We start from the raw sequence: 26,947 nt of genomic DNA, 5'->3' as shown, positions 1-26,947 counted from the left end.
GCCGACGCCCACCGCGCAAACGCGGTCGGTTTCGGGGTGGTAATAATGATCGGCTGTACGGACATGTCGGCGCCACTAGCGGGACGCGAATGCCATGTAAACAGATATTATGTTGCGCCGCGCAAACCGTGATGCGCGCCAATCATCCCGCTGCGCGCAATCGCTCCAGCGCGGCATCGCGCCCGATCAGCGGCAGCAACGCGGCCATATCCGGCCCGTGATCCATGCCGGTCAGGGCTTGGCGCAGCGGCAGGAACAGCGCCTTGCCCTTGCGCCCGGTCGCCTCCTTGAGCGCGCCGGTCAGCGCCTTCCACACGTCCGTGTCCCACGGCAGCGTCGCCAGCACGTCAGCCGCCTGAAGGGCATATGCACGGTCCTCCGCTGGCAGTACATGAGTGATCGGCCCGGTAACCACGCCCCACCAGTCCTGCGCCTCGGCAACGCGGGTCAGGTTGGGGCGAATCGTCTCCCACGCCTCTGTGCTCATGCCGTCCGGCAGGCGCGGCGCTGCCGCCGCGAACGGCATCGCGTGGACCACCGCGGCGTTCACCCGCTCCAGATCCGCCTCGTCGAAGCGTGCCGGAGCGCGGCCGAAGTGGGCCAGATCGAAGCTAGCGGCCAGTTCGTGCAAACCAAGCGCGGGGTCCACCGGGTCGCTGGTGCCCAGCCGGGCCAGCAGCGCCACCACCGCCTGCGGCTCGATCCCTGCCTCGCGGAAATGCGCCACACCCAGTGACCCCAGCCGCTTCGACAACTTGCCCTCCGCCCCGACCAGCAGCGCCTCGTGCGCAAAGGCCGGCATCGGTGCGCCAAGCGCGGTGAACATCTGTACCTGGGTGGCGGTGTTCGGCACGTGATCCTCGCCGCGCAGGATCTGCGTGATCCCCATCTCCACATCGTCGATCACGGACGGCAGCATATACAGCCACGATCCGTCCGCGCGGCGCACCACCGGGTCGCTCATCTGGGCGGGATCGAACTTCTGGGGCCCGCGAATCCCGTCCTGCCATGCGATCGGTTCGTCATGGTCCAGCAGGAAGCGCCAGTGCGGCAGGTCGCCCGCAGCGATGCGCGCCGCTTTGTCCTGCGCCGTAAGTTTCAGCGCGGCCCGGTCGTAGATGGGCGGCAACCCGCGCCCCAGCAGCACCTTGCGGCGCAAGTCCAGTTCTTGCGGCGTCTCCCAGCACGGATAGACACGGCCCGCCGCCTCCAGCCGCGCGAAAGCAGCCTCGTAGATCGCAAAGCGTGCGGACTGGCGCTCCTGCGCGTCCCAGTCGAGCCCCAGCCACGCAAGATCGGCGCGGATGGCATCGACATACGCCTCCTCGCTGCGCGCCGCGTCGGTATCGTCGATCCGCAGCACGAACCGACCGCCGGCCTGCCGGGCCAGCAGGAAGTTGTGCAGGGCAGCGCGGATGTTGCCGACGTGGAGGTGCCCGGTGGGCGACGGTGCGAAGCGGGTGACGGTGGTCATGGGCGGCGATTACGGCCCGCTGCCGCGCAGGTCAAATGCGGTGCCGCTCAGGTCAAACGCCGGGCCCCTCACACGACGCCGGCGTTGCCCACCACCCAGCACGCCAGCGCCATCACCAGCCCGGCATCACGGTTGGAGCGGAAGCGATCCAGTGCATTGCCGCCATCGGCAGGCTCAAGCGTGAGCACCTGATAGCCCATGTGCAGCGCCATCGGCACCAGCGCCGCCACCCCCACCCAATCGGGCCGCATGGTCCAGAATGCCAGCGCCCACAGCACCAGCGCGAGGGCATAGAAGCCGGCGACCCCGCGCTTCACGTGCGCGCCCATCCGCAAGGCGGACGAGCGGATACCGACCAGCGCATCGTCCTCCCTGTCCTGCAGGGCGTAAATCGTGTCATAGCCGATGCACCAAGCGATAGAGCCGGCGTACAGCGCGGCGAGCGAGGCCAGATGATCGCCGCGAATCTCGATCCAGCCCACCGGCGCGCCCCACGTGAACACAAGGCCCAGCCATGCCTGCGGCCACCACGTGATCCGCTTCATGAAGGGATAGGCGGCCACCAATGCCACGCTGCCCAGCGCGACAAGCTGGGCCTGCCAGCGCAACTGCAGCAGCACGAGCAGCCCAACCAGGCACAGGACCAGCAGCCACGCCCACGCCGCGCCCTTGCTAACCCGGCCGCTGGCGACCGGACGCAGGGCCGTGCGCGCCACCTTGCGGTCAAGATCGGCATCGACGATGTCATTGTACACACAGCCTGCGCCGCGCATCGCGATCGCGCCCAACAGCAGCCACGCGATCAGGTCCCAGCGGCTTTCCCCTCCGGCCAGCATCACTCCCCAGGCACATGGCCAGAACAGCAGCCACCAGCCAATCGGGCGGTCAAACCGCGCCAGCATGGCATAATCGCGCAAGGGCTGCGGCAGCAGCGAGACCAGCCCTCGGTGCTGGCTGTCGGGAACAAGCGAAGGGTCGATCACGCGCGACGATTAGGGCATCCCCCGAGTGCTGTCATGATCAAACGTTACCAGTGCACGTAGTAGATGCGGCGCGGGACGTCTCTGCCGCCATTGCGCCGGCTGCGGGTTCGGGCGAAAAGAGCCGCCCGCCGCCTGCACAGGATCCGCCCCGCCATGCCCGCAACCCCTGCCTGGCCGCCCCGCTCGGCCCCGCGCCTGTTCGTCCCCGGCCCACTTTCCGTTGGCGCCGAAGTAATCCTGGACGGGGGACAGGCCCATTACCTGGGCAAAGTCATGCGCGTGGCGCCGGGCGATGCCGTCATCGTGTGCGACGATTTGACCGGCGAGTGGGCGTGCGCGGTAGCAAGCGCAGGCAAGCGCGATGTAGTGCTGACCGTGCGCGAACAGCTGCGTGTGCGCGAGGCGGTGCCCGACTTCGTGCTGTGCGCCGCGCTCTTGAAAAAGCCGAACTTCGATCTCGTGCTGGAAAAGGCGACCGAGCTTGGCGTCGCCACTATCCGGCCGCTCGTTACCCGGCGCTGCGTGGCGGACAAGCTGAACCCCGAGCGTGCTCTGACCATCGTCACCGAGGCGGCAGAACAGTGTGCGCGCACGGCCCTGCCCCGCGTGGAAGTCCCGGTGAAGCTCGACGCGCTGCTGCGCGACTGGCCTCAGGATCGCACCCTGTTCTTCGCGGACGAACAGGGCGGTGCGCCCGCCCACACCGCATTCGCCGCGCATGGCGGGACGGGGGCGCTGCTGGTCGGCCCGGAGGGCGGCTTCGACGAGGAGGAGCGGGCGCTGGTGCGCAGCCATCCCCAGACCGTGGCGATCACGCTAGGCCCGCGCATCCTGCGGGCCGAAACGGCCTGCATCGCAGCCACCGCGCTATGGATGGCGACTGCGGGCGACTGGTCTTTTCAAGATTCGTAACCGATCGGTACAAAAAGTTGTGGCGTGCGGCGGCGCGGCGCACTAATTCGCCAGCATGAGCACCCGTGACGCCTCGGATCAGCACGATCCGGTGATCGAATCCCTGGATCAACTTGCCGCGCCGATGGCTGCGGGCGAAAAGCCGCGTGAGGCGTGGCGGATCGGGACGGAGCACGAAAAGTTCGTCTACGACATCGCCGATCACCACGCCCCGTCCTATAACGAGCCCGGCGGCATCCGCGATCTGCTCAGCGAACTGACCGCCTTCGGGTGGGAGCCCATCGTGGAAGGTGGCAACGTCATCGCGCTCAAGGGCGCGGATGGCAACGTCAGCCTGGAGCCTGCCGGACAGCTGGAGCTTTCCGGCGCGCCCTTGGAAAACCTGCACCAGACCTGCGCGGAAACCGGGCGTCACCTGACCCAGGTGAAAGCCATCGGCGAGAGGCTGGGCAAAGGCTACCTAGGCGTCGGCATGTGGCCTGACAAGACGCGTGACGTGCTGCCGATCATGCCCAAGGGCCGCTATGCCATCATGCTGCGGCACATGCCGCGCGTAGGCTCGATGGGGCTCGACATGATGCTGCGCACCTGCACCATCCAGGTCAACCTCGACTATTCGAGCGAGGCCGACATGGTGCAGAAGTTCCGCACCTCGCTGGCGCTGCAACCGCTCGCCACCGCGCTGTTCGCGGCATCGCCCTTCACCGAAGGAAAGCCCAACGGCTATCTTTCGTACCGCAGCCACATCTGGTCGGACACCGATCCGGCCCGTACCGGCATGCTGCCTTTCGTGTTCGAGGACGGGTTCGGCTACGAACGCTATGTCGACTACATGCTCGACGTGCCGATGTATTTCGTGTTCCGGGACGGCAAGTATATCGACGCCGCCGGTCTGTCGTTCCGCGATTTCCTTGACGGCAAGCTGTCCGTCCTGCCCGGCGAACGACCGCGCGTAAGCGACTGGCAGGATCATTTGTCCACCGCCTTCCCGGAAGTGCGCCTCAAATCCTTCCTCGAAATGCGCGGCGCCGATGGTGGCCCGTGGAACCGCATTTGTGCGCTTCCCGCGTTCTGGGTCGGCCTGCTGTACGATCAGGGCGCGCTTGATGCGGCGTGGGATCTGGTCAAGGACTGGGACATGGCCGGGCGCGAAACCTTGCGCTCTTCGGTGCCCAAGCTGGGGCTGGACGCGCCGATCCCCGGCGGCGGCACCTTGCGCGATATTGCCGCGCAGGTCGTGGAAATCTCACGCTCGGGCCTGGCGGCGCGCGGCTGCCTGAACGCTGCGGGCGAGAACGAGACCGGCTATCTCGAACCGCTGGCGGAAATCGCGGCAAGCGGCCGGGTGCCGGCGCAGCGCCTGCTCGACCTGTACCACGGCGAATGGGGCGGCGACATTTCGCGGATCTACGAGGCCAAAAGCTTCTAGCGCCGTGGTTCTGACCGGTGTGCGGATGAACCTGCGAGCGGGAGCATCCTCGTCCATGTCACAGGCTCAGCCTGGTTGCCAGGCTGCGGGCTCTTGCCTATCTCCGCTGCAAACGCGCAATCTCAGCCCCCGCGAGACGAGGAACCACGCAAGATGGCATACACCGACTTCCTGAAGCAGCAGTGCTACATCGACGGCGCGTGGGTCGATGCGGATGGCGGCGCCACCATCGAAGTAACGGACCCCGGCTCGGGCGCGGTGCTGGGCACGGTACCCAGGATGGGTGCCGACGAAACCAATCGCGCCATCGATGCCGCCGAAGCCGCGCTGCCCGCCTGGCGCGCAAAAACCGCCGGCGAACGCGCCAGGCTGCTGCGCAAGCTGTTCGACCTCATGATGCAAAACCAGGATGATCTGGGCGAACTGCTGAGCCGCGAACAGGGCAAGCCGCTTGCCGAGGGCAAAGGCGAGATCGCCTATGGCGCCAGCTACATCGAATGGTTCGCCGAAGAGGGCAAGCGCGCCTATGGCGATGTCATCCCCGGCCACGCCGCCGATCGCCGCATCGTGGTACTGAAACAGGGCGTGGGCGTGGTCGCCGCGATCACGCCGTGGAACTTCCCCAATGCCATGATCGCGCGCAAGCTGGGCCCGGCGCTGGCGGCTGGCTGCACCATCGTCATCAAGCCCGCGTCAGCAACGCCCTATTCGGCGCTGGCGATCGCGCGGCTGTGCGAGATGGCGGGTATTCCCAAGGGCGTCGTCAACGTGGTGACCGGCAGCGCGGGCCAGATCGGCTCGGCGCTGACGGGCAGCCCCAAAGTGGCCAAGCTGACGTTCACCGGCTCCACCGAAATCGGTCGTGACCTGCTGCGCGAATGTGCGGATACGATCAAGAAATGCTCGATGGAGCTGGGCGGCAATGCCCCGTTCCTGGTGTTCGACGATGCGGACATCGACGCTGCCATCGAAGGCGCGATGATCTCGAAGTTCCGCAATGCCGGGCAGACCTGCGTGTGCACCAACCGCTTCTACGTGCAGGACGGCGTCTATGATGAATTCGTCGACAAGCTGGCTGCCCGCGTAAAGAAACTCAAGGTCGGCTACAGCTTGGACGAGGGCACGGAGATCGGCGCGCTGGTCGATGAAAAGGCGCTCGAAAAGGTGGAAGAACACCTCAAGGATGCGCTGGATGGTGGAGCGAAGATCCTGGCTGGCGGCCAGCGCAACGCGCGCGGCGGCAATTTCTTCAACCCCACGGTGGTCTCGGGCGTAAAGCCGGACATGAAGCTGGCGCGGGAGGAAACCTTCGGGCCGCTGGCCGGCGTGATCCGCTTCACCACCGAAGCGGATGCGATCCGCCTGGCCAACGATACCGAGTTCGGCCTGGCCAGCTACTTCTACGCCCGCGACCTGTCACGGGTGTGGCGCGTGGCCGAGGCGCTGGAAGCGGGCATGGTTGGCATCAACACCGGCCTCATCTCCACAGAAGTCGCCCCGTTCGGCGGCGTCAAGCAATCGGGCCTTGGGCGCGAAGGGTCGCACTATGGCCTCGATGACTACATGGAAGTGAAGTACCTGTGCATGGGCATCACGCCGGCGTGATGCCCTGACGACGGGCGGTCAGTCGGGCCGCCTGCGCCCCACCCTGAACCTTGCCGTTGCAAGGTTCAGGGTGGGCGTTAGCTCAGCCTAGCGCGGCCTTCAGGGCATCTGCCAGATCGGTGCGCTCCCACGGGAACAGATCGCCGTCCGGCTTGCGGCCGAAGTGGCCATAGGCCGCAGTCGGGCCGTAAATCGGCTTGTTGAGGCCCAGGCCCATGCGAATGCCACGCGGCGTCAGGCCACCCAGCTTGTCCGCCGCGACCTTGGTGATCGCCGCTTCCAGATCGGCGTCCTGCGCCGTTCCGGTGCCGTGGGTATCGACATAGAGGGATAGCGGCGCAGACACGCCGATCGCGTAGGACACCTGGATCGTGCAGCGCGTGGCCAGCCCGGCAGCGACCACGTTCTTGGCCAGATACCGGGTGACATAGGCAGCCGAACGATCGACCTTGGTCGGATCCTTGCCGGAGAATGCGCCGCCACCGTGGGGAGACGCACCGCCGTAGGTGTCAACGATGATCTTGCGTCCGGTCAGACCCGCGTCGCCATCTGGCCCACCGATCTCGAACGATCCAGTGGGGTTGATGTGAAACACGGTTTCGTCGGTCACGAAGCCTTCGGGCAGAACGTCCGTAACCACGCCGCGCACGTAATCCTTGAGCTGCGCTTCCTTGTCGCCCGTATCGTAACCCGGCTGGTGCTGGGTGGATACGACGACGGCGGTGGCGGCCACCGGCACGCCATCGGCAAAGCGCAGCGTGACCTGGCTCTTGGCATCGGGCTCCAGAAACGGTGCGGCGCCCGAATGACGGTCCGCCGCCAGACGATGCAGGATCTTGTGGCTGTAATCGAGCGTGGCCGGCATCAGATCGGGCGTTTCATCGCAGGCAAAGCCGAACATGATGCCCTGATCGCCCGCCCCCTCGTCCTTGTTGCCCGACGCATCGACGCCCTGCGCGATGTGGGCCGACTGCGCATGCAGGCGGTTGATGAATTCGAAGGTCTGCCAGTGGAAACCGTCCTGCGCATAGCCGATCTTGCGCACCACGTTGCGCACGGTCGCCTCGATTTCCTCCAGCGCGCCCGGCGCCCATTGGCCGTCCTCGTACACGCCCTTGCAGCGGATTTCGCCGGCCAGCACCACGAGCTGCGTGGTCGTCAGCGTTTCGCACGCCACGCGCGCTTCGGGGTCCTTGGACAAAAACAAATCGACGATCGCGTCGGAAATCTGGTCCGCCACTTTGTCGGGGTGACCTTCCGAGACGCTCTCGGACGTGAAGACGTAGTTGCTGCGCATGTCGGCCCTTGGAAAATCGATAGCGATATAAAGCAAGCTTTATGTGAAGGCGCGGTCTAGCCCCGCCGGCGGCGCAGCGCAACCGTGCAAACGGCAAGCAGCGCCAGCACAGCCGCCAGACCCAGCGGCAAGATGTTGCCGAAACGGGCGAACAGCGTCGGCGGATGGGCGCGCGGGATGAACCCGTCGAGCCGGCCGGCCTGATGGCGCGGCACCCAGGCCCGCACGATGCCATCTGCATCGATCACCGCGCTGATCCCGGTCGTGGTGGCCCGCAGCACCGGCACCCCCTCCTCCACCGCGCGCAGACGCGCCTGTGCCAGATGCTGCGGTGGCCCCCACGCCCCGAACCAGCCATCGTTGGACGGATTGAAAATGTAGTCAGGGCGGTGGAGCGGGTCCACGACATGGCCGCTGAACACGATCTCGTAGCAGATCTGCACGCCGGCTGCGCCGTATGGTCCAAAATCGATCGTGCGCGGGCCGGGGCCGGGACGGAAATCGAGCGATCCGGCCACCAGCCGGCTGGCGCCCAGCGGCCCCAGCAGCCAGCGCAGCGGCAGGTATTCGCCGAAGGGCACGAGGTGCGCCTTGGAGTATCCGGCAAGGATACTGCCGTTCCCGTCGATCGCGGTGACCGAGTTGCGCGCGGCAACTTCCTCCCCGTTCTCGACCACCATGTCTACCGCGCCGGTCATCAGCAGACCGTAAGGCCCGACCACGCGGCCAAGGCGGCGGCGCGCGATCTCCGGGTCGCCCGCGTAGGTGTAGATGCGATAGAGATATGTCGGATAACCATCGCGCAGAAAGTCTCCCAGCCCTGATTCGGGCCAGAACACCACCCGGCGATCCCCCGGCGAGCGGGGCCGGGAGAGCATTGCCAGCTTCTGGAAGTTGGGCTCGAAGTTGCGCGGATCATCAATGAATTCCTGGCGAATGTCAGGCTGCACCAGCGTATAACGCACCGCCCCTTCCTGCGCAGGCGGTGCTGGCGCATACATCGCCAGCGCCAGCGCGCCGGCCATCGCTACGGTGACAAGCACCGGCACAATCCAGCCGCGTGCCGGTCGCGCTGCCAGACCCGGCAGCCCGGCGATGAGAACCAGCACGCCCGAGAGCCCATACGTGCCGACAAGCGGGGCCAGCACGGCAAGGCCACGGCTGCCAAAGCCGCCCAGCAACGCGATCCCCAAAGGGTTCCAGGCAAAGCCGGTGAACAGCCAGCCGCGCAGCCACTCGGTAACGATCCATGTCGCGGCAAGAGCCAGAATGAGGCCCGCAAAGCCGCGCAAATGCGCCCGCCGGTCTGGCCGAACGAGATACCACGCCGCCAGCGTCGCCAGCGCGGGGAACAAGGCAAGGTACAACGACAGCAGTACCACCGCGATCATGCCCAGCCACGCCGGCATCTGCGCCTGGTAGGTGAACGCGGTGGCGATCCAGTTGTCGCCCACCGTGAAATGCCCCAGCCCGAAGCACCAGCCGAGCGCAAACGCCTGCCGCCTAGTGGCAGAGCGTGACAGCAGTTCAAGCAGCCACGCAACGGCCACGATCGTCAGCGGCCACAGCGCCAGCGGCTGGAAGCCGCACGCGGCAAGGCCACCGACCGCAACAGCCAGAAGCGCCCGCAGGCTTGCGCTTGCGGGGCTCAGGGCCGTGATCGAAAGGGGGGGAATGGGCGAAGCGCGCCGCTGTGACTGCATCGCCCAAGGCTTGTAAGCCCGGCCCTGCGGGACGCAAGAGACCTTGCGCGCCGCAGGGGAAAGTAGGTCAGGCTCAGCCGTTCACGGCTTCAGGCGCGGCGCCGGTATCGTCGCCCGCAGCCTTGCGAGTGCGGCGGCGACGCGGCTTTTCCTCAGCCGCCGGGGTTTCCGAAGCCTCTGGAGCCGCAGCTTCGGGGGCCGGCCGCGCGAGCGCGGCTTTTTCGGCGCGCTTGCGCGGGGCGCGGGTGGAAATCGACGGTGGCAGCATGGCCGCATCGAAGCTGGCTTGCGGTTCGTCGGCGGTATCGGGCGCCGATGCGGAAGCGGCATCGTCTACCGAATCGTCAGCCCGTTCGCCGCGCGGCTTGCGCTGCTTCAGCCCGCGTGCAGCGCGGTTATCGCGCACGAACGGATTTTGCGGCGGTTCGTACTGCGTGGTCGCTTCAACCTCGGGTGCGATCTCGGCACCGAGTTCCTGCGGCTCCAGCGCGTCCTGCACGGCAGGCTGGCTTGTCGGCGCACGCTCCACGCGCGGTTCGCGATCCTGGCGCGGTTGACGCTCGAAACGCTGCTCGCGATCCTGACGCGGTTCCCGATCCTGCCGCTGATTGCGGTCCTGCCGAGGCTCACGATCCTGGCGCTGGTTACGATCCTGACCCTGGTTGCGATCCAGGCCCTGATCGCGATCACCGCGATTGTCGCGCTGATCGGACTGCGGGTTTGCCGTGCTCGCCGAGGACGGCGAAGGATCGCCGTAAGGATCGTCGTAGTAGGCGAAGTCTTCGTTGTCGTCTGCTTGGCGCTGCTCAGGCGTGCGCGGCTGGCGCGCATCTTCCTGACGCTGCTTCTGATCGGCCATCACGCGGAAATAGTGATCGGCGAACTGGAGGTTGTATTCCTCCGTCACACGGTCGCCGTTGAGGTGCGCGTCATGGGCCAGCTTGCGATACTTTTCGTGCATCTGCGGCGCATTGCCGCGCGCCCTGCTATCGATCCGGTTGACTTGCTGGCCACCACCCTGCGGGCGGTTGTTAGTGCCGCGGCCACGCCTGCGGTTATTACCACGATTGTTATTCAAGGGATGACTTTCCTCAAAACCCCGAGCCCTGCGGCCCCAGGCAATCGCCGGTCCTCTCGAAACCGGCATGCCGTACATAGCGTGATCGCGACCGCCCCCCGAGCTGCCGCGGGTTTCCCCTTTTGCAGTGTGCCGTAGCGGTTATCCCGCGACTGCCTGCAAATGGTGGAGGCGAACCAGGAGTGGGAAAATCGTCGTCCACATGCCGGTTCACACACGTCAGTAGGGATTGCGCCGCCAAATTCCAAGCGGAAACTTGGCTTTTTTATACCTTAATGCCGGAAAATACGATGGCCCGGTCCCGCCCGCCCAGATCGCGGAAGACCTGCGCGGAAAGGCCAGCGCTGGTACCCAGGGCCACGACCGACCCTGCCTGGGTGTGGCCGATCTCCACCACCGCGATGCCGCCGGGGGTCAGCAGGCGTGGCAGCAGCGGCACGAGGATGCGGTAATCGTCCAGACCGTCCGGCCCGGCGAACAGCGCCCCGGCAGGCTCGAACGCGCGGACCGAGGGGGCCAGCGCGGCAGCATCCTCCACGTAAGGCGGATTGGCCAGCACGAGGTCGAACCGCCCCAGACCGTCAGCCCAGCCGGGCTGCGTCCAGTCTCCCCGCCGCATGTCAGCGCCGGGCGCATGGCGCATCGCGTTGCCGGTCGCCACCTCCAGCGCCGCCGCCGACCGATCGATCCCCAGCCCTTGCGCAGCGGGCCATACCGAAAGCGCCGCCAGCAGCAGCGCGCCGGACCCGGTGCCAAGGTCGAGAATGGTGGTGGGCGCACGGTCGGCCAGCACCGTCCTGGCGGCATCGATCAGCGTCTCGCTGTCACCGCGCGGGATCAGTACGGCGGGGGAGACGGCCAGGTCCAGCCCGTAAAACTCCGCCCTCCCGGTGATGTAGGCGACCGGCTCGTGCGTGGCCCGGCGCGCCACCAGCGCGGCGAAAGCATCGGGGGCGGGTTCACGCATCCAGCGCAGCAGCAGGTCGGAGCGGCTGACCCCCAGCGCATGGGCCATCAGCACTTCGGCATCGAGGCGGGCGGTGTCGCTGGTGGCGGCCAGATCCTGCGCGGCGGTGCGGATCGCTTCGGCAACCGTCAGGCGCCCCTCAGCCATCCATCGCCGCCAGCCGTTTGGCCTCGTCCTCCGCGATCAGCGCATCGATCATCTCGGCAAGCCCCGGCCCTTCCAGAATCTCGGGCAGACGGTGCAGCGTCAGGTTGATGCGGTGATCGGTGACTCGCCCTTGCGGGAAATTGTACGTGCGGATGCGTTCGGAACGGTCGCCCGAGCCGACCATCGCCTTGCGCGCCTCGGCCTGCTCGCCATGCGCTTCTTCCCGCATCTTTTCGTACAGACGCGCGCGCAGGACCTGCATGGCCTTGGCCTTGTTCTTGTGCTGGCTGCGCTCGTCCTGACAGATGACGACCAGGCCGGAGGGCAAGTGCGTGATGCGCACCGCCGAATCGGTGGTGTTGACGTGCTGCCCGCCCGCGCCGGACGCGCGGTAGATGTCGATCTTGAGGTCCTTGTCCTCGATCTGCACGTCCACTTCGGTCGGCTCGGGCAGCACCGCCACGGTGGCGGCGGAGGTGTGGATGCGCCCCCCGCTTTCCGTCACCGGCACGCGCTGCACCCGGTGGACGCCACTTTCGAACTTCAGCTTGGCGAACACGCCAGAGCCGGTGACGTTTGCCACCACTTCCTTGAAGCCGCCCACATCGCTGGCGTTGGCGCTGACCATCTCCACCCGCCAGCCCTGCTCGGCGGCGTAGCGTTCGTACATCCGATACAGGTCCGCCGCGAACAGCGCGGCTTCGTCGCCCCCGGTGCCGGCGCGAATTTCCAGCATCGCGGGGCGTACGTCGGCTGCATCGCGCGGCAGCATGGCGATCGCAAGGCGGCGTTCCGCCTCGGGCAATTCGGCCTTGAGGCGGGCGGCTTCCTCGGCAGCCATCGCCCGCATTTCAGGGTCCGGGTCCTGCAATTCGACCAGCGATTGCAGCTCGCCGCGCATCGACGCGACATGGCTCGCCGCGCGGGCCACCGGCTCAAGCTCGGCATAGTCGCGGCTGGCGGCGACGAACGCATCCCCCTCCAGCGTGCCGGAGGCCAGGCGCGCTTCGAGTTCGGCCAGCCGGTGTGCAAGCTGGCCCAGACGGGCATCGGAAATGCTCACGGGCGAAGGGACACCAGCACCTGCTCCACGGCCAAACGCTCGGCGCTGGTTTCCCCGGAGCGCAGGTTGGCGGCGGGAAGGCCGTCCTTCATGCCGAACGAGACGAGCACCAGCGCCCCGGATTTGACGGCCTTGTCGAAGCGCTTGCGCGGTGAGCCGCTGGCGATCATTTCGCAATCGATGCCCTGATGCCGCAGCGCGGTGACGGCTTTGATTGCAAAGCCGAGCGCGGCGTCATCCTCCACCGCCAGAATCGCAGTGAGTGGTGTCTCGGTCACTTGCCCCGCGTCCGCCACCAACATCGCCAGCCGCTCGATGCCCGCTGCCCAGCCGACTGCCGGGGTTTCCGGCCCGCCCAGCGCTGCCATCAACCCATCGTAGCGGCCGCCGCCCAGCACGGTGCCTTGCGCGCCCAGCCGGTCGGTGACGAATTCGAACGCGGTGTGGCGATAATAGTCCAGCCCACGCACCAGCGCCGGGGCACGCACGAAGTCCACCGAGGCGGCGGCCAGTCCTTGCGTCACCGCGCCGAAGAAATCCTGCGCCTGGCCGCTCAGGAAATCGTCGATCCTGGGGGCGTCGGCGGTGAAAGGCTTGTCGCGCGGGTCTTTGGAATCAAGGATGCGCAAGGGGTTGCGCTCCAGCCGGTCCTGAGAATCCTCGCTCAGCGAATCGCGGTGGTCACGGAAATACTCGACCAGCGCGGCGCGCCACGCATCGCGACTGGCCGCATCGCCTAGGGTGTTGAGCTGCAAGGTCACGCCATCGGCGATGCCCAGTTCCTTGAGCAGCTGGTCGGCCATCACCAGCAGTTCCACATCGGCCAGCGGTTCCGCCGCGCCGATCACTTCGGCGTCGATCTGGTGAAACTGGCGGTAGCGACCCTTCTGGGGGCGCTCGTACCGAAACAGCGGACCGTGGGTGGCCACTTTCAGCGGCGCGTACTGCTTCCACCCGTCCGTAAGGTAAGCCCGCGCGATGCCGGCGGTGAATTCGGGCCGCAGCGTCAGCGATTCGCCGCCGCGATCCTCGAACGAATACATCTCCTTGGACACCACGTCGGTCGTTTCCCCAAGCGAGCGGGAGAACACGGCGGTCTTTTCGAACACCGGCATTTCCACGCGGCGGAAGCGATACAGCTTGCGCACGCGCTCGAACGTCTCGACGACGTGGGCGAATGCCTCGGCGTCGGCGCCGAAGATGTCCTGGGTTCCGCGAATGGCCTGGGGGGTAGTGTTCATCGCGCGCGCTTAGCCGGAATGGTGGGAAGGGAAAAGGTATAGCGCAACATCAATGCCATCGGGATGCGATTGGATGGTTGCCAAATGCGGCAACAAGCGCAAAGTATCGCGCAATGAAACACTTCATCGCGGGCGCGACCCTCTTCACCTCCCTGCTGCTGTCCACTTCGGTGCTGGCCCAGGATGCAACCCGTTCAACCCCCATGGCGCCCCCGCTGCCGCCGGCGATCCCCGCCGCGCGCGATGTGCCCTATGCCGGCACCATCGGCCTGAAGATCGACGCCAGCGATACCGATCGCGGCGTCTACCGGGTTACCGAAACGATTCCGGTGGCGGCCGGAACCCGCGATCTGATCCTGCTGCAGGCCGGCTGGCTGCCGGGCAACCACTCGGAAACCGGGCCGTTCGCGTCGCTGGCCGACATTCACTTCTACGCCGATGGCAAGGAAATCGCGTGGGTGCGCGATACCGTTGCGGTCAACGCGTTCCGCCTCGTGCTGCCGGAGGGCACCCGGCAGGTCACGGCAAAGTTCGTCCACACTTCGCCCCTGCAAAACAGCGAGGGGCGAATCACCATGACGCAGGAAATGCTGAACCTGCAGTGGGAAAAGATGAGCCTGTATCCCGCCGGTTATTACACGCGCGGCATCCAGGTGAAGCCTACCGTCACCTTCCCCAAAGGCTGGACCGTCTACACCGCGCTGGATGGCATGGCGAAAGCCGGCGATGCGGTGACGTGGAACGCCATCGACTTTGAACGCCTGGTCGATTCGCCCGTGTTTGCCGGCATCAACGCGCAGCGCTGGGATCTGGGCAAAGGCGTGTCGATGGATGTCGTGGCGGACGAGCCCAACCTGCTGGCGATCACCCCCGATCACATGCAGACCTATCGCAACCTGGTGAACGAGGCGCTCACCACTTTCGGGGCGCGCCATTTCGATCATTACGATTTCCTGCTGGCGCTGACCGATCGCATGGGCGGCATCGGGCTTGAGCATCACCGCTCCAGCGAAAACCAGATGGAGCCCAAGACCTGGATCGACTGGGACAAGATGGACTGGGATCGCAACGTGATCCCGCACGAATTCGTCCACAGCTGGAACGGCAAGTTCCGCCGCCCGGCTGACTTGTGGACCCCCGATTACCAGCAGCCGATGCAGAACACTCTGCTGTGGGTCTATGAAGGGCAGACGCAGTTCTGGGGCTATGTGCTGGCCGCGCGCTCGGGCATCCAGACGCGCGACACGGTGATGGCAATGTTCGCCAACGCCGTCGCAACCTACGCCGAAGGCACGCCGGGCCGCGCCTGGCGGTCGGTGGAAGACACCGTCAACGCCCCGCAGCTCAACTTGCGCAAGCCGCTGCCTTACAGCTCGCTGACCCGCAACGAGGACTACTACGTCGAAGGCGCGCTGACCTGGCTGGAAGCGGACCAGATCATCCGCCAGGGCACGCGCGGCGCCAAGGGGCTGGACGATTTCGCCCGCGCGTTCTTCGGCATCCGCGACGGGGACTGGGGCGAGGTGACCTACACCTTCGACGATGTGGTGAACACGCTGAACGGCGTCTACCCATACGACTGGGCCAGTTTCCTGCGCACCCGCATCTACGCCACCAACCAGCCCGCCCCGATGAAGGGGGTGGAGATGGCCGGCTACAAGTTGGTGTGGAAAGACAAGCCCAACAGCTATTCCAAGGGCGTGACCGACGATCGCAAGGTCCTCGACCTGACGTATTCGCTGGGCATCGTGCTAGGCAAGGACGGCGAGGTGAAGTCCACCTTGTGGGATGGGCGCGCCTTCAACGCGGGCATCGTCAACGGCGCCAAGGTGGTGGCGATCAATGGGCGCGCCTACGACGAAGACGTGATGAAGGATACGATCACCGCCGCCAAGACAGGCAAAGCACCGATCAGCCTGCTGGTGAAGCGCGGCGAGCGCTATGAAACCGTCGTCATCGATTACCACGGCGGCCTGCGCTATCCGTGGCTGGAAAGCACGACGCCGGGCAAGCCGAACGGCCTGGATCGCCTGCTGACCGCGCGCGCGAAATAGTCTTTCCTACCCGCCGCGGCCGCCCGGACCTGGTCCGTGAGCGGCGCGGCGCGGTGGTTTGTCTGCCCAAAATGGCTGTTGCGACGCGACTGGCCCGCCGCTAAGCCCGCGCGCACGTGCCGGGGGGCACGAAAGACTAAGGCCGTAGAAAAGGACCGTTATGCGCATCGACATGATCCCCATTGGCGACAATCCGCCCGAAAGCCTGAACGTCATCATCGAAGTCCCGGTCGGCGGTGAGCCGGTGAAGTATGAATTCGACAAGGCTTCCGGCGCGCTGTTCGTCGATCGCATCCTGCACACGCCGATGCGCTATCCTGCCAACTACGGCTTCGTGCCCCACACCCTGTCGCCCGACGGCGATCCGCTGGATGCGCTGGTCGTGGCCCGCTCGCCCTTCATTCCCGGCTGCGTCGTGCGCGTGCGCCCGATCGCGGTGCTCAACCTGGAAGACGAGCATGGCGGCGATGAAAAGCTGCTGTGCGTGCCGATCGATTCGACCTTCCCATACTATTCCAACGTGGCCGAAAAGGACGATCTGCCCGAAATCGTCTACAAGCAGGTCGAGCATTTCTTCACCCACTACAAAGACCTCGAAAAGGAAAAATGGGTTCGCGTCGGCACTTGGGGCGGCGCAGACGATGCCAAGCGCATCATCCTGGAAGCGATCGACCGCTACAACGAAGCTGAAAAGGCCGGATAAAAAGCCTTTTCGGGTACATGTATCCAGCCCATGCAAAAGGGTCGGCAGTCGTACTGCCGGCCCTTTTTTTTGGTGGTCGCACCGCGGTCCCTGCCGATGGCTGCCCTTGCGCTGCCATCGCTCGTGCGTACACAAAGCCGCGTCAGGGGTAACATACGGTGTCGACGACGATGGTTTACAAAACGCTGATCAGCGTCAATGCGCTCAGGCACCTGTTGTCGACCGGGGGCCCAGTGCTGTTGCTGGATTGCGCCTTTGAACTGGGCGCGCCCGATGCCGGCATCGCGGCATACGGCAAAGGCCATATCCCCGGTGCCCGCTATGCGCATCTGGAGGAGGACTTGTCCTCTCCCCCCGATGGCGAGAATGGCCGCCATCCCTTGCCGGCGCGCGTGGCATTGGCGGCCTGGCTGCGCGCGCAAGGACTGCGCAAGGACCAGCAAGTGGTGGCCTACGATGCCAGCGGCGGCCTGTGGGCTGCGCGGGCCTGGTGGCTGCTGCGCTGGATGGGCCATGCGCCGGTCGCGGTGCTCGATGGCGGGCTGCAGGCCTGGCAAGCCGCCGGGCTGCCGCTGGAAAAGGGCCGGGCCGCCGCCACCGCCAGCGGAGACTTCGAAGCCGGCGATCCGCTCGTGCCCGCGCCGCTCGGCACCGAGCAGGTCCTGGCCAATATCGCCAGCCCCCAGGCACAAGTGCTGGACGCGCGTGACCCGGCGCGCTTTGCCGGCGGGCCAGACGCCATCGATCCGGTGTCCGGCCACATTCCCGGCGCGCGCAACCGCTGGTTCCGCGATAACCTCACCAGCGACGGCCACTTCCAGGCGCCTGAAACATTAGCAGCAGCCTTCGCCAATCTGCTGAAAGGCGCACCGGCGATCCTGCAATGCGGGTCAGGCGTCAGCGCCTGCCATAACGCCTTGGCGATGGCGGTGGCGGGGCTGCCGGCGGGCCAGCTTTATCCCGGCTCGTGGAGCGCGTGGATCACCGACCCCAGCCGGCCTGTCGCGACCGGCCCGGCCTGAATACGCAAGCCGGGCCGGTAACGGACATACAGTCGCTTACTTGGCCAGTTCGGCCTCGATCGCGCTTACCAGCGCGGGATCCTTGGGCTCAGTGCCCGGTGCAAAGCGGGCCACTACCGTCCCGTCGCGCCCGATCAGGAACTTTTCGAAGTTCCACAGCACTTCGGGGTCCTCGGTAGGGGTCATTCCATAGCCCTTCAGCTTGCTGCGCATGCCCTCCGCATCGCCCTGCTTGGTTGGCGCGGCCTGCGTCAGCGCGGCATAGAGCGGCTGCTTGGTATCGCCGGTAACATCGGCCTTGGCGAACAGCGGGAAGGACACGCCGTAGTTCAGCGAGCAGAACTCGGCGATTTCCTCATGCGAGCCGGGCTCCTGCGCGCCGAAATCGTTGGCCGGAAAGCCCAGCACCTCGAAGCCCTCATCCTTCTTTTCCTTGTACAGCGCCTCAAGCCCTTCGTACTGCGGCGTGAGGCCGCACTTCGACGCGACGTTGACCACCAGCAGCACCTTGCCGGCGTGCTGGGCCAGGCTGTCGGGCTGACCGTCGATGCGGCTGAGCGGAATGGTGGCAAGGTCGGTCATTCAGGAAACTCCGGTTGCTGTGTGCTCGCAGGTTATGGATACCGCGCATGGCACCTGCAAGGCATCACGCGCCATTGCGATAATCCGCGACGATTTCTCCCGCCTCTGCGAGTTCGGCCTCATGACTGTCCTCCCGCCAGGTTTCGGCCAGCGCCTCGGCTTCCCACTGCCGCATGGCGGGGTGCGCCAGCATGGTGTCCACCCAAGCGTGTCCGCGGCCCACATCCAGGCCATAGGTGCGCACCCGAAAGGCCACGGGCGCATAGAACGCATCGATCGCGCTGAAAGATGGCCCGGCCAGCCACGGTCCGCCGAAGCGGGAAAGCCCGTCCTCGAACAATTCGCGCAGCCGGAATATCTCGCGCAGCAGCTGCCCGCCCATTTCACGCGGACGCACCCGCACGCCCACGTTCATCGTGCAGCGCGCGCGCAGGTTCGGGAACCCGGCGTGCATTTCGCACACCGCGCTTTGCGCAAAGGCGCGGGCGTCATGGTCCGAAGGCCAGATGCCGGCGTGCCGATCGGCCAGATACAGGCAGATGCCCAGCGAATCCCAGATCGTGCGCGCCTCGTCGATCAGCACCGGCACCTGGCCGGTCGGCGAAAAGCTGCGGAAGGAATCGTAGTTCACCGGCATGGCGAACGGCTCCAGCTCGTCTTCGAAGGCGATGCCAAGCGCTTTCATCAGCACCCAGGGCCGCAGCGACCAGCTGGAGTAGTTCCGGTTTGCGGTAATCAACGTGTACGTCATGGTCTCTCCGGCGCGCAATGCGCCGATGATACCCTGTGACCCCGATGCTGGCGAGCCCCCCGCCAGAATCGGGTCAGCTTACGTAGTGCGCCGTCGTCTTGGCGGCCACCTCGTCGGCGCTGACGCCCGGCGCCAGTTCCACTAACCGGAACGGGCTGTCATGATCGCGCCGCTGGAACACGGCCAGGTCGGTGATGATCATGTCCACCACGTGGCGCCCCGTCAGCGGCAGGGTGCATTCCGGGATGAACTTGGGATCGCCGTTCTTGGACGTATGCTCCATCACCACGATGATCTTCTTGACCCCGGCAACAAGGTCCATCGCCCCGCCCATGCCCTTGATCATCTTGCCGGGCACCATCCAGTTGGCGATGTCGCCGTTTTGCGCCACTTCCATCGCACCAAGCACGGTCAGGTCGATATGCCCGCCCCGGATCATGCCGAAGCTGGTGGCGCTATCGAAATAAGCAGAATGCGGCAGTTCGCTGATCGTCTGCTTGCCGGCGTTGATAAGGTCCGGGTCCACGTCTTCCGGATAAGGAAAAGGGCCGATGCCCAGCATCCCGTTTTCGCTTTGCAGCGTGACGGTGATGTCGGCTGGGACGTAGTTTGCCACCAGCGTCGGGATGCCGATGCCCAGGTTCACGTAGAACCCGTCCTGCAGTTCCTTCGCCGCGCGCGCGGCCATTTCGTTGCGGGTCCAGCCTTTGGTTTCCTGCGACATTATACGGCCTCCCGCGCGCGCGTGGTCACGAATTCGATCTTCTTGTCGTACGGCGCGCCCAGCACAATGCGCTGAACGAAGACGCCGGGCAGGTGGATGGCGTCTGGATCGAGGCTTCCGGTCGGCACAATCTCCTCCACTTCCACCACGCAGATTTTCCCGCACGTGGCAGCCGGCACATTGAAGTTGCGGGCCGTCTTGCGGAAGACCACGTTCCCGGTCTCGTCCGCCTTCCACGCCTTGACGATGGCCAGATCGGCGAAGATGCCTTCTTCCAGCAGGTATTCCTCGCCCCGGAACACCTTGGTTTCCTTGCCCTCGGCCACCTGGGTGCCCACGCCGGTTTTGGTGTAGAAGCCGGGAATCCCAGCGCCCCCGGCCCGCATCCGCTCAGCCAGCGTGCCCTGGGGGCAGAACTCCACCTCCAGCTCGCCGGCAAGATACTGTCGCTCGAACTCCTTGTTCTCGCCCACATAGGACGAGATCATCTTGCGGACCTGCCGGGTGCGCAGCAGCTTGCCGATGCCTTCGTTATCGATGCCGGCATTGTTGGAGGCGAAGGTCAGGTCCTTCACCCCGGAATCTCGGATCGCGTCCAGCAGGCGTTCGGGAATGCCGGAAAGGCCAAATCCCCCGGCGGCGATCAACAGGCCATCTTTCAGCACGCCGTCCAGCGCCGCCTGCGCACTGGGATAGATCTTGTTCATGCCTGGCGATCCTCGTCCGTTGTTGCCAGCACGCTAGACAGCGAATTTGATCACGAATAGCGATTGTTTTTTATGGATAGTGATAAGTATTGGTGATCAAATGAAGCGCATCGCCCTGTTCCATCTGGAAACCCTCATGTGGATAGACCGACTGGGAACGTTCGCGGCGGCAGCGCAGCGGCTCAACACCACGCAGCCGGCCGTGTCAGCGCGGGTGCGCGAAATAGAGGAGCAGCTGGGCGTGCCGCTGTTTCAGCGTGAGGGCCGGCGCATGGTCCTGTCGGCGCGCGGACGGCGGCTGGTGCAGGCGAGCGCGCCGCTGTACCATCAGCTGGAACAAGTGTTGCTCGAAGCCAGCGACTTTGCCGGCGCCACCGGATCGGTGCGCATCGGGTCCGGCGAGATCGCGGCGGCGAGCTGCCTGCCGGCCTTCATTACCGCGATCGAGCGCGAGCGTCCCGGCGTCGCCATGGAAATCGAGATCGACCTGACCGCGCCCTTGCTCCAGCAATTGCTGGGCGGGCTGCACGACATCGTTTTCCTGGCCGGCCCGGTGGCGAGCCCCGGCATGCGGACCGCGCCGATCGGCTCGGTCGAACTCGTATGGTGCGCAGGGTCCCCGGCCGCCCGGCAAGGCGGCTTTGCGCAGCGGATGCCGGTATGGTCGCTGCCCGCGCATTCGCCCCTGTCGGCCATCACCCATGCCTCCCTGGCGGAACACGGACTGTCGCCCGGCGCGCTGCACACCTGCGATGATGTGCGTACGCTGATCGCCATCGTGGCAGGGGGACAAGGAGCTGCCGTGCTGCCCGAAACGATGGTGCGCCAGCAGCTGGCCGCCGGAACGCTGCACGAAGTGCTGCCCCGGCCCACGCAGCGCGTCCATTTCGAAGCCGCCGTCCGCACCCGCGAGAGTGATCCGGTGATTCTCGACCTGTTCGACCGGGCCGCCCGGCTGGTGCTGGATCCCTGATTCGCGGTGCTGCCTAATCGCGCGCCAAAATTGTGCACTGCAATAGGATCGATCTGGGCGGGACACTTTGCGGGCGCGACGATGTAGATGATTTTATGAAATCGACTGGCATATCCCGACAAAATTACTGATTTAGCGACATTTTATCCAAATCCACTCTGCCAGTTGAGTTTTCTGCAATTAGCTTGAGTATATTGCACTTGCTCACAGATGATGATCGCGACATACAGGTCAGGCCTTTCAGGCATCCTCTCCCAAAACTTCCAAAGCCCGGTCGGCAACGACCGGGCCTTTTTTTCGCCTGCTGGCCTTGGCGCAAATGCCTGCCGGTGCCGGCGGAACCAACCCGCGCAACGGTGGTTCGTTTGCAATCGCGCAGGGCGATACCTAGCTGACGCTCGCTGCCCGATGATGCACGCCGCTTTCGCCCACGGGAGGGCAGGCGCGCCGCAATACGGGGCCAAGCACTGGTTCGAGAGAAGGGAACACGCAACACATGGCGGAAGCGGACACCAAGGCCGACGAACGCACGGTAAAGCTGCAGGTCGCCGCCGCGCGCCAGGAAGAAAGCGGCCAAGGCATTGCCCGCCTGTCGCGCGCGTCCCTGTCCGCCATCGGCGCGCTGGAAGGCGACGTGCTGGAAATCACCGGCAAGGCGATCACCGTGGCGCGCGCGGTGCTGGCGTATGACGAGGACGACAGCCTCCAGGTGATCCGCCTTGACGGGCTGCAGCGCGGCAACGCCGAGGTCGGGTCCGGCGATCACGTGACCGTGCGCAAGACCGAGTCGCGCCCCGCTCAGCGGGTGGTATTCGCGCCGGCGCAAAAGGACATGCGCCTGCAGGGCCCGTCCGCTGCGCTGAAGCGCAACTTCTTCCAGCGTCCGATGATGCAGGGCGATCTGGTCGCCACCACCGGGCAGCAGCAGGTCGCGGACATTCCGCCACAGCTGCGCCGCATGTTCAACGCGCCCGCCTATGCTTTGACGCAAATCCGCCTCAACGTGGTGTCCACCACCCCGCGCGGCGTGGTCCATATCGACGAGAACACCGAAGTCGAGCTGCGCGAGGTGTTCGAGGAAGCGCACGATGCGCGCGGCGACGTCAACTACGACGACGTGGGCGGCATGGGCGAAACCATCCGTCAGCTGCGCGAGATGGTAGAACTGCCGCTGCGCTATCCCGAACTTTTCACCCGCCTTGGCGTGGCGCCCCCCAAGGGCGTCCTGTTGCACGGCCCGCCGGGCACCGGCAAGACCCGGCTGGCCCAGGCGGTCGCCAACGAAAGCGAAGCCAGCTTCTTCTCCATTAACGGCCCCGAAATCATGGGGTCTGGGTATGGGGAAAGCGAGAAGCACCTGCGCGAAATCTTCGAGGAGGCGACCAAGGCCGCGCCCGCGATCATCTTCATCGACGAGATCGATTCGATCGCACCCAAGCGCGATCAGGTGCACGGCGAAGCGGAAAAGCGCCTCGTCGCGCAGTTGCTTACGCTGATGGACGGTCTGAACAGCCGCGCCCACGTCGTCGTCATCGCCGCCACCAACCGGCCCGACGCGATCGACGAGGCGCTGCGCCGCCCCGGCCGGTTCGACCGCGAGATCGTGATCGGCGTGCCGGACGAAACCGGTCGCCGCGAGATTCTGGGCATCCACACCCGCGGTATGCCGCTGGGTGACCGGGTGGACCTGAACGAGCTTGCCCGCACCACGCACGGTTTCGTCGGCGCGGACCTTGCCGCGCTGGCCCGCGAGGCCGCTATCGACGCGGTGCGGCGCATCATGCCAAAGCTGGACCTGGAAGCGCGCACAATCCCCGCCGAAGTGCTGGACGACCTGCAGGTCGTGCGCGAAGACTTCCTCGCCGCGCTCAAGCGCGTCCAGCCCTCTGCCATGCGCGAAGTCATGGTGCAGGTGCCCAACATCGGCTGGGCCGACATCGGCGGCCTCGGCGATGCGCAGATGAAGCTGAAGGAGGGCATCGAACTGCCGCTCAAGACGCCGGAAGCCTTCCACAAGCTGGGCATCCGGCCCGCCAAGGGCTTCCTGCTCTATGGCCCTCCCGGCACCGGCAAGACCCTGCTGGCCAAGGCGGTGGCGAAGGAAGCGGAAGCCAACTTCATCTCGATCAAGTCGTCAGACCTGCTCAGCAAATGGTATGGCGAAAGCGAACAGCAGATCGCCCGCCTGTTTGCCCGCGCGCGTCAGGTGGCGCCGTGCGTGATCTTCATCGACGAGATCGACAGTCTGGTTCCAGCACGCGGCATGGGCGGCTCCATGGGTGAACCGCAAGTGACGGCGCGGGTGGTGAACACCATTCTGGCCGAGATGGACGGGATGGAAGAACTGCAGTCCGTGGTGCTGATCGGCGCCACCAATCGCCCGGCGCTGGTCGATCCCGCCCTGCTGCGCCCGGGTCGGTTTGATGAGCTTGTCTATGTCGGCACCCCCGATGCGCCGGGCCGCGAACATATCCTGGGCATTCACACCAGCAAGATGCCGCTGGCCCCGGACGTATCGCTGTCCAGCATTGCTGACCGCACCGAGCGGTTCACCGGCGCCGATCTGGAAGACGTGGTGCGTCGCGCGGGCCTGATCGCCATCCGCAAGCGCGGCGCAGCGGTAGACTCGGTGACGCGCGAAGACTTCGACGAAGCGCTGGCCGACAGCCGCGCCACGGTGACCGAAGAGATGGAGGCCGAGTATGAGCGGATGAAGGGCGAACTGAAGAAGCGGGCGATGGAAATATCGCCCATCGGCTTCATCGCGCCTGGCATGGTGGAAAGCACCCGCGAGCGTAAGCACGGCGGATAACGGCATTCGGGAACGGGGCGGGTGTTAATACCCGCCCCGTCCTTGCAATTACCGCGTGGGAACCGGCTTTTCGCCCGAATAGTCGTAGAAACCGCGCCCGCTCTTTCGGCCATACCATCCGGCTTCGACGTACTTCTGCAGCAGCGGCGCGGGCCGGTACTTGGGATCGCCGGTGGTGGACTGGAACACCTTCATGATCTCGTAAAGCGTGTCGAGGCCCACGAAATCTGCAAGGGTCAGCGGGCCCATCGGGTGATTGAGGCCGATCTTGCAGCCGGCGTCGATATCTTCAACCGAGCCGATGCCCGCGCCCAGCACGAAAATCGCCTCGTTCAGCATCGGGCACAGGATGCGGTTGACCACGAAGCCCGGCTCGTCGCCCGCCAGCACGACGGTCTTGCCCAGCCGTTCGCCAAACGCCTTCATCGCCGCCACCGTTTCCGGCGAGGTGGCAAGGCCGGGGATGACTTCGACCAATCCCATTACGGGCACGGGATTGAAGAAATGCAGGCCGCAAAAGCGCGTCGGATCGGGTGAGCCTGCCGCCATGCGGGTGATCGGGATCGAACTGGTGTTTGATGCCAGCACCGCCTTGGGGCCCAGCACTTTGCCGATCGCCTCGAAAATCTTCGCCTTGATGTCCTCACGCTCGGTCGCCGCCTCGATGACGAGGTCGGCAGCGGAAAGCGGCGCATAATCGCCCACCGGGGTGATGCGGCCCAGCAGGGCATCGGCATCGGCCTGGGTCATCTTCTCCTTGGCGACCAGCTTGCCCAGGTTCTTTGCAATACCCGCCTTGCCCTTCTCGGCGTTTTCCAGGCTGATGTCGGTCAGGATGACGTCCATACCCTTGCTGGCAACCGTCTGGGCGATGCCCGCGCCCATGATCCCCGCGCCGATGATGCCGACTGTCTGCATTTGCGATTCTCCCTTAGATCAACCTTACCTGTGCCCTAGCGGGTGATCGGGCCGGAACAACCTAGCGGTTCTGACCGGGGACCCACAGCACATCGTCTGCGCCATCGCCGTTGAGGGCGCGCGCCAGCACGAACAGATAGTCGCTCAGCCGGTTGATGTAGGACAGCGCTGCAGGATTCACCGGCGCCACCTCCGCCAGCGCGGTGGCGCGCCGTTCGGCAGAGCGGACAGAGGCACGCGCCACATGAACCCGCGCCGCCGCTTCGCTGCCGCCAGGCAGGATGAAACTGCGCAAGGGCTCAAGCCGCGCGTTGATCGCGTCGATCGCGGTTTCCAGCCAGGCAGCCTGCGCCGGCACTATCCGCAGCGTCATTTCGCCAGGCTCGAAATCATCACCGGGGGTGGCAAGGTCGGCGCCCAGATCGAACAAGTCGTTCTGGATGCGGGTCAGCGTGACCGCGTGCGGATTGCCCGCCAGCACGCACACGGCCATGCCGATGGCGCAGTTGGCTTCATCCACCGCGCCGATCGCATCCATGCGCGCGGCGTGCTTGGGCAGGCGCGAGCCATCGACGAGGCCCGTGGTGCCATCATCGCCGGTGCGGGTGTAGATCTTGTTGAGACGAACCAACGAACGTCAGCGCGCCATGGCCATCAGCAGCGCGCAGACCAGCACTGCAGCCGCCTGATACTTGATGCGGTTGAACATCATCTTGTTCTGCAGCAACTGGTTCTGCGTTGGCCCGGTTGAGCCGGGATCGCGATACAGGTCTTCCTTCGTGCTGTTGAGGAAGGCGACGATGCCACGCACGAGACTGACGATCACCATGATCACCAGCACGACTATGACGGGGACGAGGATATAAGTCATGGACCATGATGTAAGCCTTGTGACAGGGAAATGCCAGCGGGCAGAATCCCGCTGCGCAAGGCATCGGCAAGGGCTTTCCCGTCCTCGCCGGCACGGCGCCGGTCCGCCAGCGATGGCGCCCCGCGCCGCTTCGCCAGCTTGCGGCCATCTGCCTCCAGTAGCAGGGGGTGATGCAGCCACTCCGGCACCGGCAGGTCCAGCAAGGCCTGCAGAAGACGGTGAACCGAACTGGCGGCGAACAGGTCCATCCCGCGCGTCACCAGGCTGACCACGTCTGTCGCATCGTCCAGCGTTGCGGCAAGGTGATAGCTGGCGGGCAGGTCTTTGCGCACCAGCACCACATCGCCGAACGCCTGCGGCGTGGCGGGCTGCGGGCCGGCCTCAACATCGCGCCAGACCAGCGGCCCGGTGAGCGCCATCGCCTTGGCCATGTCCAGCCGCCACGCCGCGTTGGCCGGGTCCACGTCGCGATGGCGGCAGGTACCGGGATATATCGGACCATCCGGGCCGTGGGACTGCGCGGCGGCGGCGATCTGCGCGCGGGTGCAGGTGCAGGGATAGAGCAGGTCCAGCGCCTTCAGGCGCCGCGCGGCGGCGGCGTAGCTGTCCAGCCGGGTGGACTGGAATACCGCCGGCCCGTCCCAGTCCAGTCCCAGCCAGCGCAGATCGTCGATGCTTTCGTCGACCATCTCGGGACGACTGCGTTCGCCGTCGATATCCTCGATCCGCAGCACGAACGTGCCGCCCGACGCACCTGCGGTGTCATGCGCCACCAGCGCGGCATAGGCGTGGCCCAGATGCAGCGGGCCATTGGGACTGGGAGCGAAGCGCGTGCGCATCGCCCGTCCATAGCGCCGCCAAGCCGCGGGCAATACCCGCATCTGTGGCCCGGAGTTGTGGATCGTGCTGCGCAACCCCGCCCGACCCATCT

General features: G+C 65.8%; 24 protein-coding genes. 8 read left to right on the top strand and 16 right to left on the bottom strand.

Annotation, left to right across the window (positions count from 1 at the left end):
- Positions 1 to 142: 142 nt before the first annotated feature.
- Both gltX and ubiA read right to left on the bottom strand, forming a co-directional pair.
- A complete protein-coding gene (gene gltX / locus ASE49_RS01995) occupies positions 143 to 1,474 on the bottom strand; it encodes a glutamate--tRNA ligase (RefSeq protein WP_056768209.1) in 1,332 nt (443 codons plus the stop codon).
- 68 nt (positions 1,475 to 1,542) lie between these two features.
- Positions 1,543 to 2,457: a 4-hydroxybenzoate octaprenyltransferase gene (gene ubiA, locus ASE49_RS01990; RefSeq protein WP_056768205.1), complete on the bottom strand. Its 915-nt coding sequence runs from the start codon at positions 2,455 to 2,457 to the stop codon at positions 1,543 to 1,545.
- A gap of 153 nt (positions 2,458 to 2,610) precedes the next feature.
- Here ubiA and ASE49_RS01985 point away from each other — a divergent pair, with 153 nt between their 5' ends.
- From ASE49_RS01985 to ASE49_RS01975, 3 genes are all read left to right on the top strand, one after another.
- Positions 2,611 to 3,369, top strand: coding sequence for a 16S rRNA (uracil(1498)-N(3))-methyltransferase (locus ASE49_RS01985; RefSeq protein ID WP_056768203.1), 759 nt, complete (start codon positions 2,611 to 2,613; stop codon positions 3,367 to 3,369).
- Between the two features lie 55 nt (positions 3,370 to 3,424).
- Positions 3,425 to 4,798, top strand: coding sequence for a glutamate--cysteine ligase (locus ASE49_RS01980; RefSeq protein WP_056768191.1), 1,374 nt, complete (start codon positions 3,425 to 3,427; stop codon positions 4,796 to 4,798).
- Positions 4,799 to 4,951: 153 nt separating this feature from the next.
- Positions 4,952 to 6,403, top strand: coding sequence for an NAD-dependent succinate-semialdehyde dehydrogenase (locus tag ASE49_RS01975; RefSeq protein ID WP_056768187.1), 1,452 nt, complete (start codon positions 4,952 to 4,954; stop codon positions 6,401 to 6,403).
- An 82-nt stretch (positions 6,404 to 6,485) separates the two neighbouring features.
- On the opposite strand, the gene metK is transcribed toward ASE49_RS01975, so the two are convergent.
- The 6 genes from metK to hisS all read right to left on the bottom strand — a co-directional run bounded on the left by metK (position 6,486) and on the right by hisS (position 13,899).
- Positions 6,486 to 7,700 carry a methionine adenosyltransferase gene (gene metK, locus ASE49_RS01970; protein ID WP_056768185.1) on the bottom strand — a complete coding sequence of 405 codons (1,215 nt, stop codon included), beginning with the start codon at positions 7,698 to 7,700 and terminating at the stop codon, positions 6,486 to 6,488.
- Between the two features lie 56 nt (positions 7,701 to 7,756).
- Entirely contained in the window at positions 7,757 to 9,403 is a 1,647-nt protein-coding gene (gene lnt / locus ASE49_RS01965; protein ID WP_056768183.1) for an apolipoprotein N-acyltransferase, read from the bottom strand.
- Positions 9,404 to 9,476: 73 nt separating this feature from the next.
- Positions 9,477 to 10,481: a DUF4167 domain-containing protein gene (locus tag ASE49_RS01960; RefSeq protein WP_056768180.1), complete on the bottom strand. Its 1,005-nt coding sequence runs from the start codon at positions 10,479 to 10,481 to the stop codon at positions 9,477 to 9,479.
- 265 nt (positions 10,482 to 10,746) lie between these two features.
- On the bottom strand, positions 10,747 to 11,595 hold the full coding sequence (gene prmC, locus ASE49_RS01955; protein WP_056768179.1) for a peptide chain release factor N(5)-glutamine methyltransferase: 849 nt from the start codon (positions 11,593 to 11,595) through the stop codon (positions 10,747 to 10,749).
- On the bottom strand, positions 11,588 to 12,658 hold the full coding sequence (gene prfA / locus ASE49_RS01950) for a peptide chain release factor 1 (protein ID WP_056768178.1): 1,071 nt from the start codon (positions 12,656 to 12,658) through the stop codon (positions 11,588 to 11,590). The genes prmC and prfA overlap by 8 nt, the downstream gene beginning before the upstream one ends.
- The gene (gene hisS / locus ASE49_RS01945; RefSeq protein WP_056768176.1) at positions 12,655 to 13,899 is read right to left on the bottom strand and encodes a histidine--tRNA ligase; all 1,245 of its coding nucleotides are present in this window, start codon (positions 13,897 to 13,899) and stop codon (positions 12,655 to 12,657) included. The genes prfA and hisS overlap by 4 nt, the downstream gene beginning before the upstream one ends.
- 113 nt (positions 13,900 to 14,012) lie before the next feature.
- Between hisS and ASE49_RS01940 the strand changes: the two genes are divergently transcribed.
- The 3 genes from ASE49_RS01940 (at position 14,013) to ASE49_RS01930 (ending at position 17,678) form a co-directional block, all read left to right on the top strand.
- Entirely contained in the window at positions 14,013 to 15,953 is a 1,941-nt protein-coding gene (locus ASE49_RS01940; RefSeq protein WP_056768174.1) for a M61 family metallopeptidase, read from the top strand.
- A gap of 160 nt (positions 15,954 to 16,113) precedes the next feature.
- On the top strand, positions 16,114 to 16,656 hold the full coding sequence (gene ppa, locus ASE49_RS01935; RefSeq protein WP_056768172.1) for an inorganic diphosphatase: 543 nt from the start codon (positions 16,114 to 16,116) through the stop codon (positions 16,654 to 16,656).
- 170 nt (positions 16,657 to 16,826) lie between these two features.
- Positions 16,827 to 17,678, top strand: a complete 852-nt coding sequence (locus ASE49_RS01930; protein WP_056768169.1) for a sulfurtransferase — start codon at positions 16,827 to 16,829, stop codon at positions 17,676 to 17,678.
- A gap of 36 nt (positions 17,679 to 17,714) precedes the next feature.
- Here ASE49_RS01930 and ASE49_RS01925 read toward each other — a convergent pair whose 3' ends face one another.
- The 4 genes from ASE49_RS01925 to ASE49_RS01910 all read right to left on the bottom strand — a co-directional run bounded on the left by ASE49_RS01925 (position 17,715) and on the right by ASE49_RS01910 (position 20,442).
- Positions 17,715 to 18,260, bottom strand: coding sequence for a glutathione peroxidase (locus tag ASE49_RS01925; RefSeq protein ID WP_056768168.1), 546 nt, complete (start codon positions 18,258 to 18,260; stop codon positions 17,715 to 17,717).
- A 64-nt stretch (positions 18,261 to 18,324) separates the two neighbouring features.
- Entirely contained in the window at positions 18,325 to 19,011 is a 687-nt protein-coding gene (locus tag ASE49_RS01920; protein WP_056768167.1) for a glutathione S-transferase family protein, read from the bottom strand.
- A 73-nt stretch (positions 19,012 to 19,084) separates the two neighbouring features.
- On the bottom strand, positions 19,085 to 19,735 hold the full coding sequence (locus ASE49_RS01915) for a CoA transferase subunit B (RefSeq protein ID WP_056768166.1): 651 nt from the start codon (positions 19,733 to 19,735) through the stop codon (positions 19,085 to 19,087).
- Complete coding sequence (locus ASE49_RS01910) at positions 19,735 to 20,442, bottom strand: CoA transferase subunit A (RefSeq protein ID WP_056768165.1); 708 nt, start codon at positions 20,440 to 20,442, stop codon at positions 19,735 to 19,737. The genes ASE49_RS01915 and ASE49_RS01910 overlap by 1 nt, the downstream gene beginning before the upstream one ends.
- 100 nt (positions 20,443 to 20,542) lie before the next feature.
- Here ASE49_RS01910 and ASE49_RS01905 point away from each other — a divergent pair, with 100 nt between their 5' ends.
- A complete protein-coding gene (locus ASE49_RS01905) occupies positions 20,543 to 21,415 on the top strand; it encodes a LysR family transcriptional regulator (protein ID WP_056768162.1) in 873 nt (290 codons plus the stop codon).
- Between the two features lie 496 nt (positions 21,416 to 21,911).
- Positions 21,912 to 24,227, top strand: a complete 2,316-nt coding sequence (locus tag ASE49_RS01900; protein ID WP_056768161.1) for a CDC48 family AAA ATPase — start codon at positions 21,912 to 21,914, stop codon at positions 24,225 to 24,227.
- A gap of 48 nt (positions 24,228 to 24,275) precedes the next feature.
- Here ASE49_RS01900 and ASE49_RS01895 read toward each other — a convergent pair whose 3' ends face one another.
- The 4 genes from ASE49_RS01895 to gluQRS all read right to left on the bottom strand — a co-directional run bounded on the left by ASE49_RS01895 (position 24,276) and on the right by gluQRS (position 26,855).
- The gene (locus ASE49_RS01895) at positions 24,276 to 25,145 is read right to left on the bottom strand and encodes a 3-hydroxyacyl-CoA dehydrogenase family protein (protein WP_056768158.1); all 870 of its coding nucleotides are present in this window, start codon (positions 25,143 to 25,145) and stop codon (positions 24,276 to 24,278) included.
- A 61-nt stretch (positions 25,146 to 25,206) separates the two neighbouring features.
- Positions 25,207 to 25,776 (bottom strand): cob(I)yrinic acid a,c-diamide adenosyltransferase, encoded by a 570-nt coding sequence (locus ASE49_RS01890; protein WP_056768155.1) that lies wholly within the window; start codon positions 25,774 to 25,776, stop codon positions 25,207 to 25,209.
- A gap of 6 nt (positions 25,777 to 25,782) precedes the next feature.
- The gene (locus tag ASE49_RS01885; protein ID WP_056768153.1) at positions 25,783 to 26,016 is read right to left on the bottom strand and encodes an HIG1 domain-containing protein; all 234 of its coding nucleotides are present in this window, start codon (positions 26,014 to 26,016) and stop codon (positions 25,783 to 25,785) included.
- On the bottom strand, positions 26,013 to 26,855 hold the full coding sequence (gluQRS, locus tag ASE49_RS01880) for a tRNA glutamyl-Q(34) synthetase GluQRS (protein ID WP_056768150.1): 843 nt from the start codon (positions 26,853 to 26,855) through the stop codon (positions 26,013 to 26,015). Before gluQRS ends, ASE49_RS01885 begins: the two co-directional genes overlap by 4 nt.
- Positions 26,856 to 26,947 lie beyond the last annotated feature (92 nt).

Source organism: Novosphingobium sp. Leaf2, assembly GCF_001421325.1.
Lineage (GTDB): Bacteria > Pseudomonadota > Alphaproteobacteria > Sphingomonadales > Sphingomonadaceae > Novosphingobium.
This window is presented reverse-complemented; position numbering and strand designations above follow the sequence as displayed.

What these genes read in the sequence shown, in the direction of transcription:
- gltX (WP_056768209.1), bottom strand. Translation starts at nt 1,474, where the DNA reads ATGACCACCGTCACCCGCTTCGCACCGTCGCCCACCGGGCACCTCCAC.
- ASE49_RS01985 (WP_056768203.1), top strand. Translation starts at nt 2,611, where the DNA reads ATGCCCGCAACCCCTGCCTGGCCGCCCCGCTCGGCCCCGCGCCTGTTC.
- ASE49_RS01980 (WP_056768191.1), top strand. Translation starts at nt 3,425, where the DNA reads ATGAGCACCCGTGACGCCTCGGATCAGCACGATCCGGTGATCGAATCC.
- ASE49_RS01975 (WP_056768187.1), top strand. Translation starts at nt 4,952, where the DNA reads ATGGCATACACCGACTTCCTGAAGCAGCAGTGCTACATCGACGGCGCG.
- metK (WP_056768185.1), bottom strand. Translation starts at nt 7,700, where the DNA reads ATGCGCAGCAACTACGTCTTCACGTCCGAGAGCGTCTCGGAAGGTCAC.
- lnt (WP_056768183.1), bottom strand. Translation starts at nt 9,403, where the DNA reads ATGCAGTCACAGCGGCGCGCTTCGCCCATTCCCCCCCTTTCGATCACG.
- prmC (WP_056768179.1), bottom strand. Translation starts at nt 11,595, where the DNA reads ATGGCTGAGGGGCGCCTGACGGTTGCCGAAGCGATCCGCACCGCCGCG.
- hisS (WP_056768176.1), bottom strand. Translation starts at nt 13,899, where the DNA reads ATGAACACTACCCCCCAGGCCATTCGCGGAACCCAGGACATCTTCGGC.
- ASE49_RS01940 (WP_056768174.1), top strand. Translation starts at nt 14,013, where the DNA reads ATGAAACACTTCATCGCGGGCGCGACCCTCTTCACCTCCCTGCTGCTG.
- ppa (WP_056768172.1), top strand. Translation starts at nt 16,114, where the DNA reads ATGCGCATCGACATGATCCCCATTGGCGACAATCCGCCCGAAAGCCTG.
- ASE49_RS01930 (WP_056768169.1), top strand. Translation starts at nt 16,827, where the DNA reads ATGGTTTACAAAACGCTGATCAGCGTCAATGCGCTCAGGCACCTGTTG.
- ASE49_RS01925 (WP_056768168.1), bottom strand. Translation starts at nt 18,260, where the DNA reads ATGACCGACCTTGCCACCATTCCGCTCAGCCGCATCGACGGTCAGCCC.
- ASE49_RS01920 (WP_056768167.1), bottom strand. Translation starts at nt 19,011, where the DNA reads ATGACGTACACGTTGATTACCGCAAACCGGAACTACTCCAGCTGGTCG.
- ASE49_RS01915 (WP_056768166.1), bottom strand. Translation starts at nt 19,735, where the DNA reads ATGTCGCAGGAAACCAAAGGCTGGACCCGCAACGAAATGGCCGCGCGC.
- ASE49_RS01910 (WP_056768165.1), bottom strand. Translation starts at nt 20,442, where the DNA reads ATGAACAAGATCTATCCCAGTGCGCAGGCGGCGCTGGACGGCGTGCTG.
- ASE49_RS01905 (WP_056768162.1), top strand. Translation starts at nt 20,543, where the DNA reads ATGAAGCGCATCGCCCTGTTCCATCTGGAAACCCTCATGTGGATAGAC.
- ASE49_RS01900 (WP_056768161.1), top strand. Translation starts at nt 21,912, where the DNA reads ATGGCGGAAGCGGACACCAAGGCCGACGAACGCACGGTAAAGCTGCAG.
- ASE49_RS01895 (WP_056768158.1), bottom strand. Translation starts at nt 25,145, where the DNA reads ATGCAGACAGTCGGCATCATCGGCGCGGGGATCATGGGCGCGGGCATC.
- ASE49_RS01885 (WP_056768153.1), bottom strand. Translation starts at nt 26,016, where the DNA reads ATGACTTATATCCTCGTCCCCGTCATAGTCGTGCTGGTGATCATGGTG.
- gluQRS (WP_056768150.1), bottom strand. Translation starts at nt 26,855, where the DNA reads ATGCGCACGCGCTTCGCTCCCAGTCCCAATGGCCCGCTGCATCTGGGC.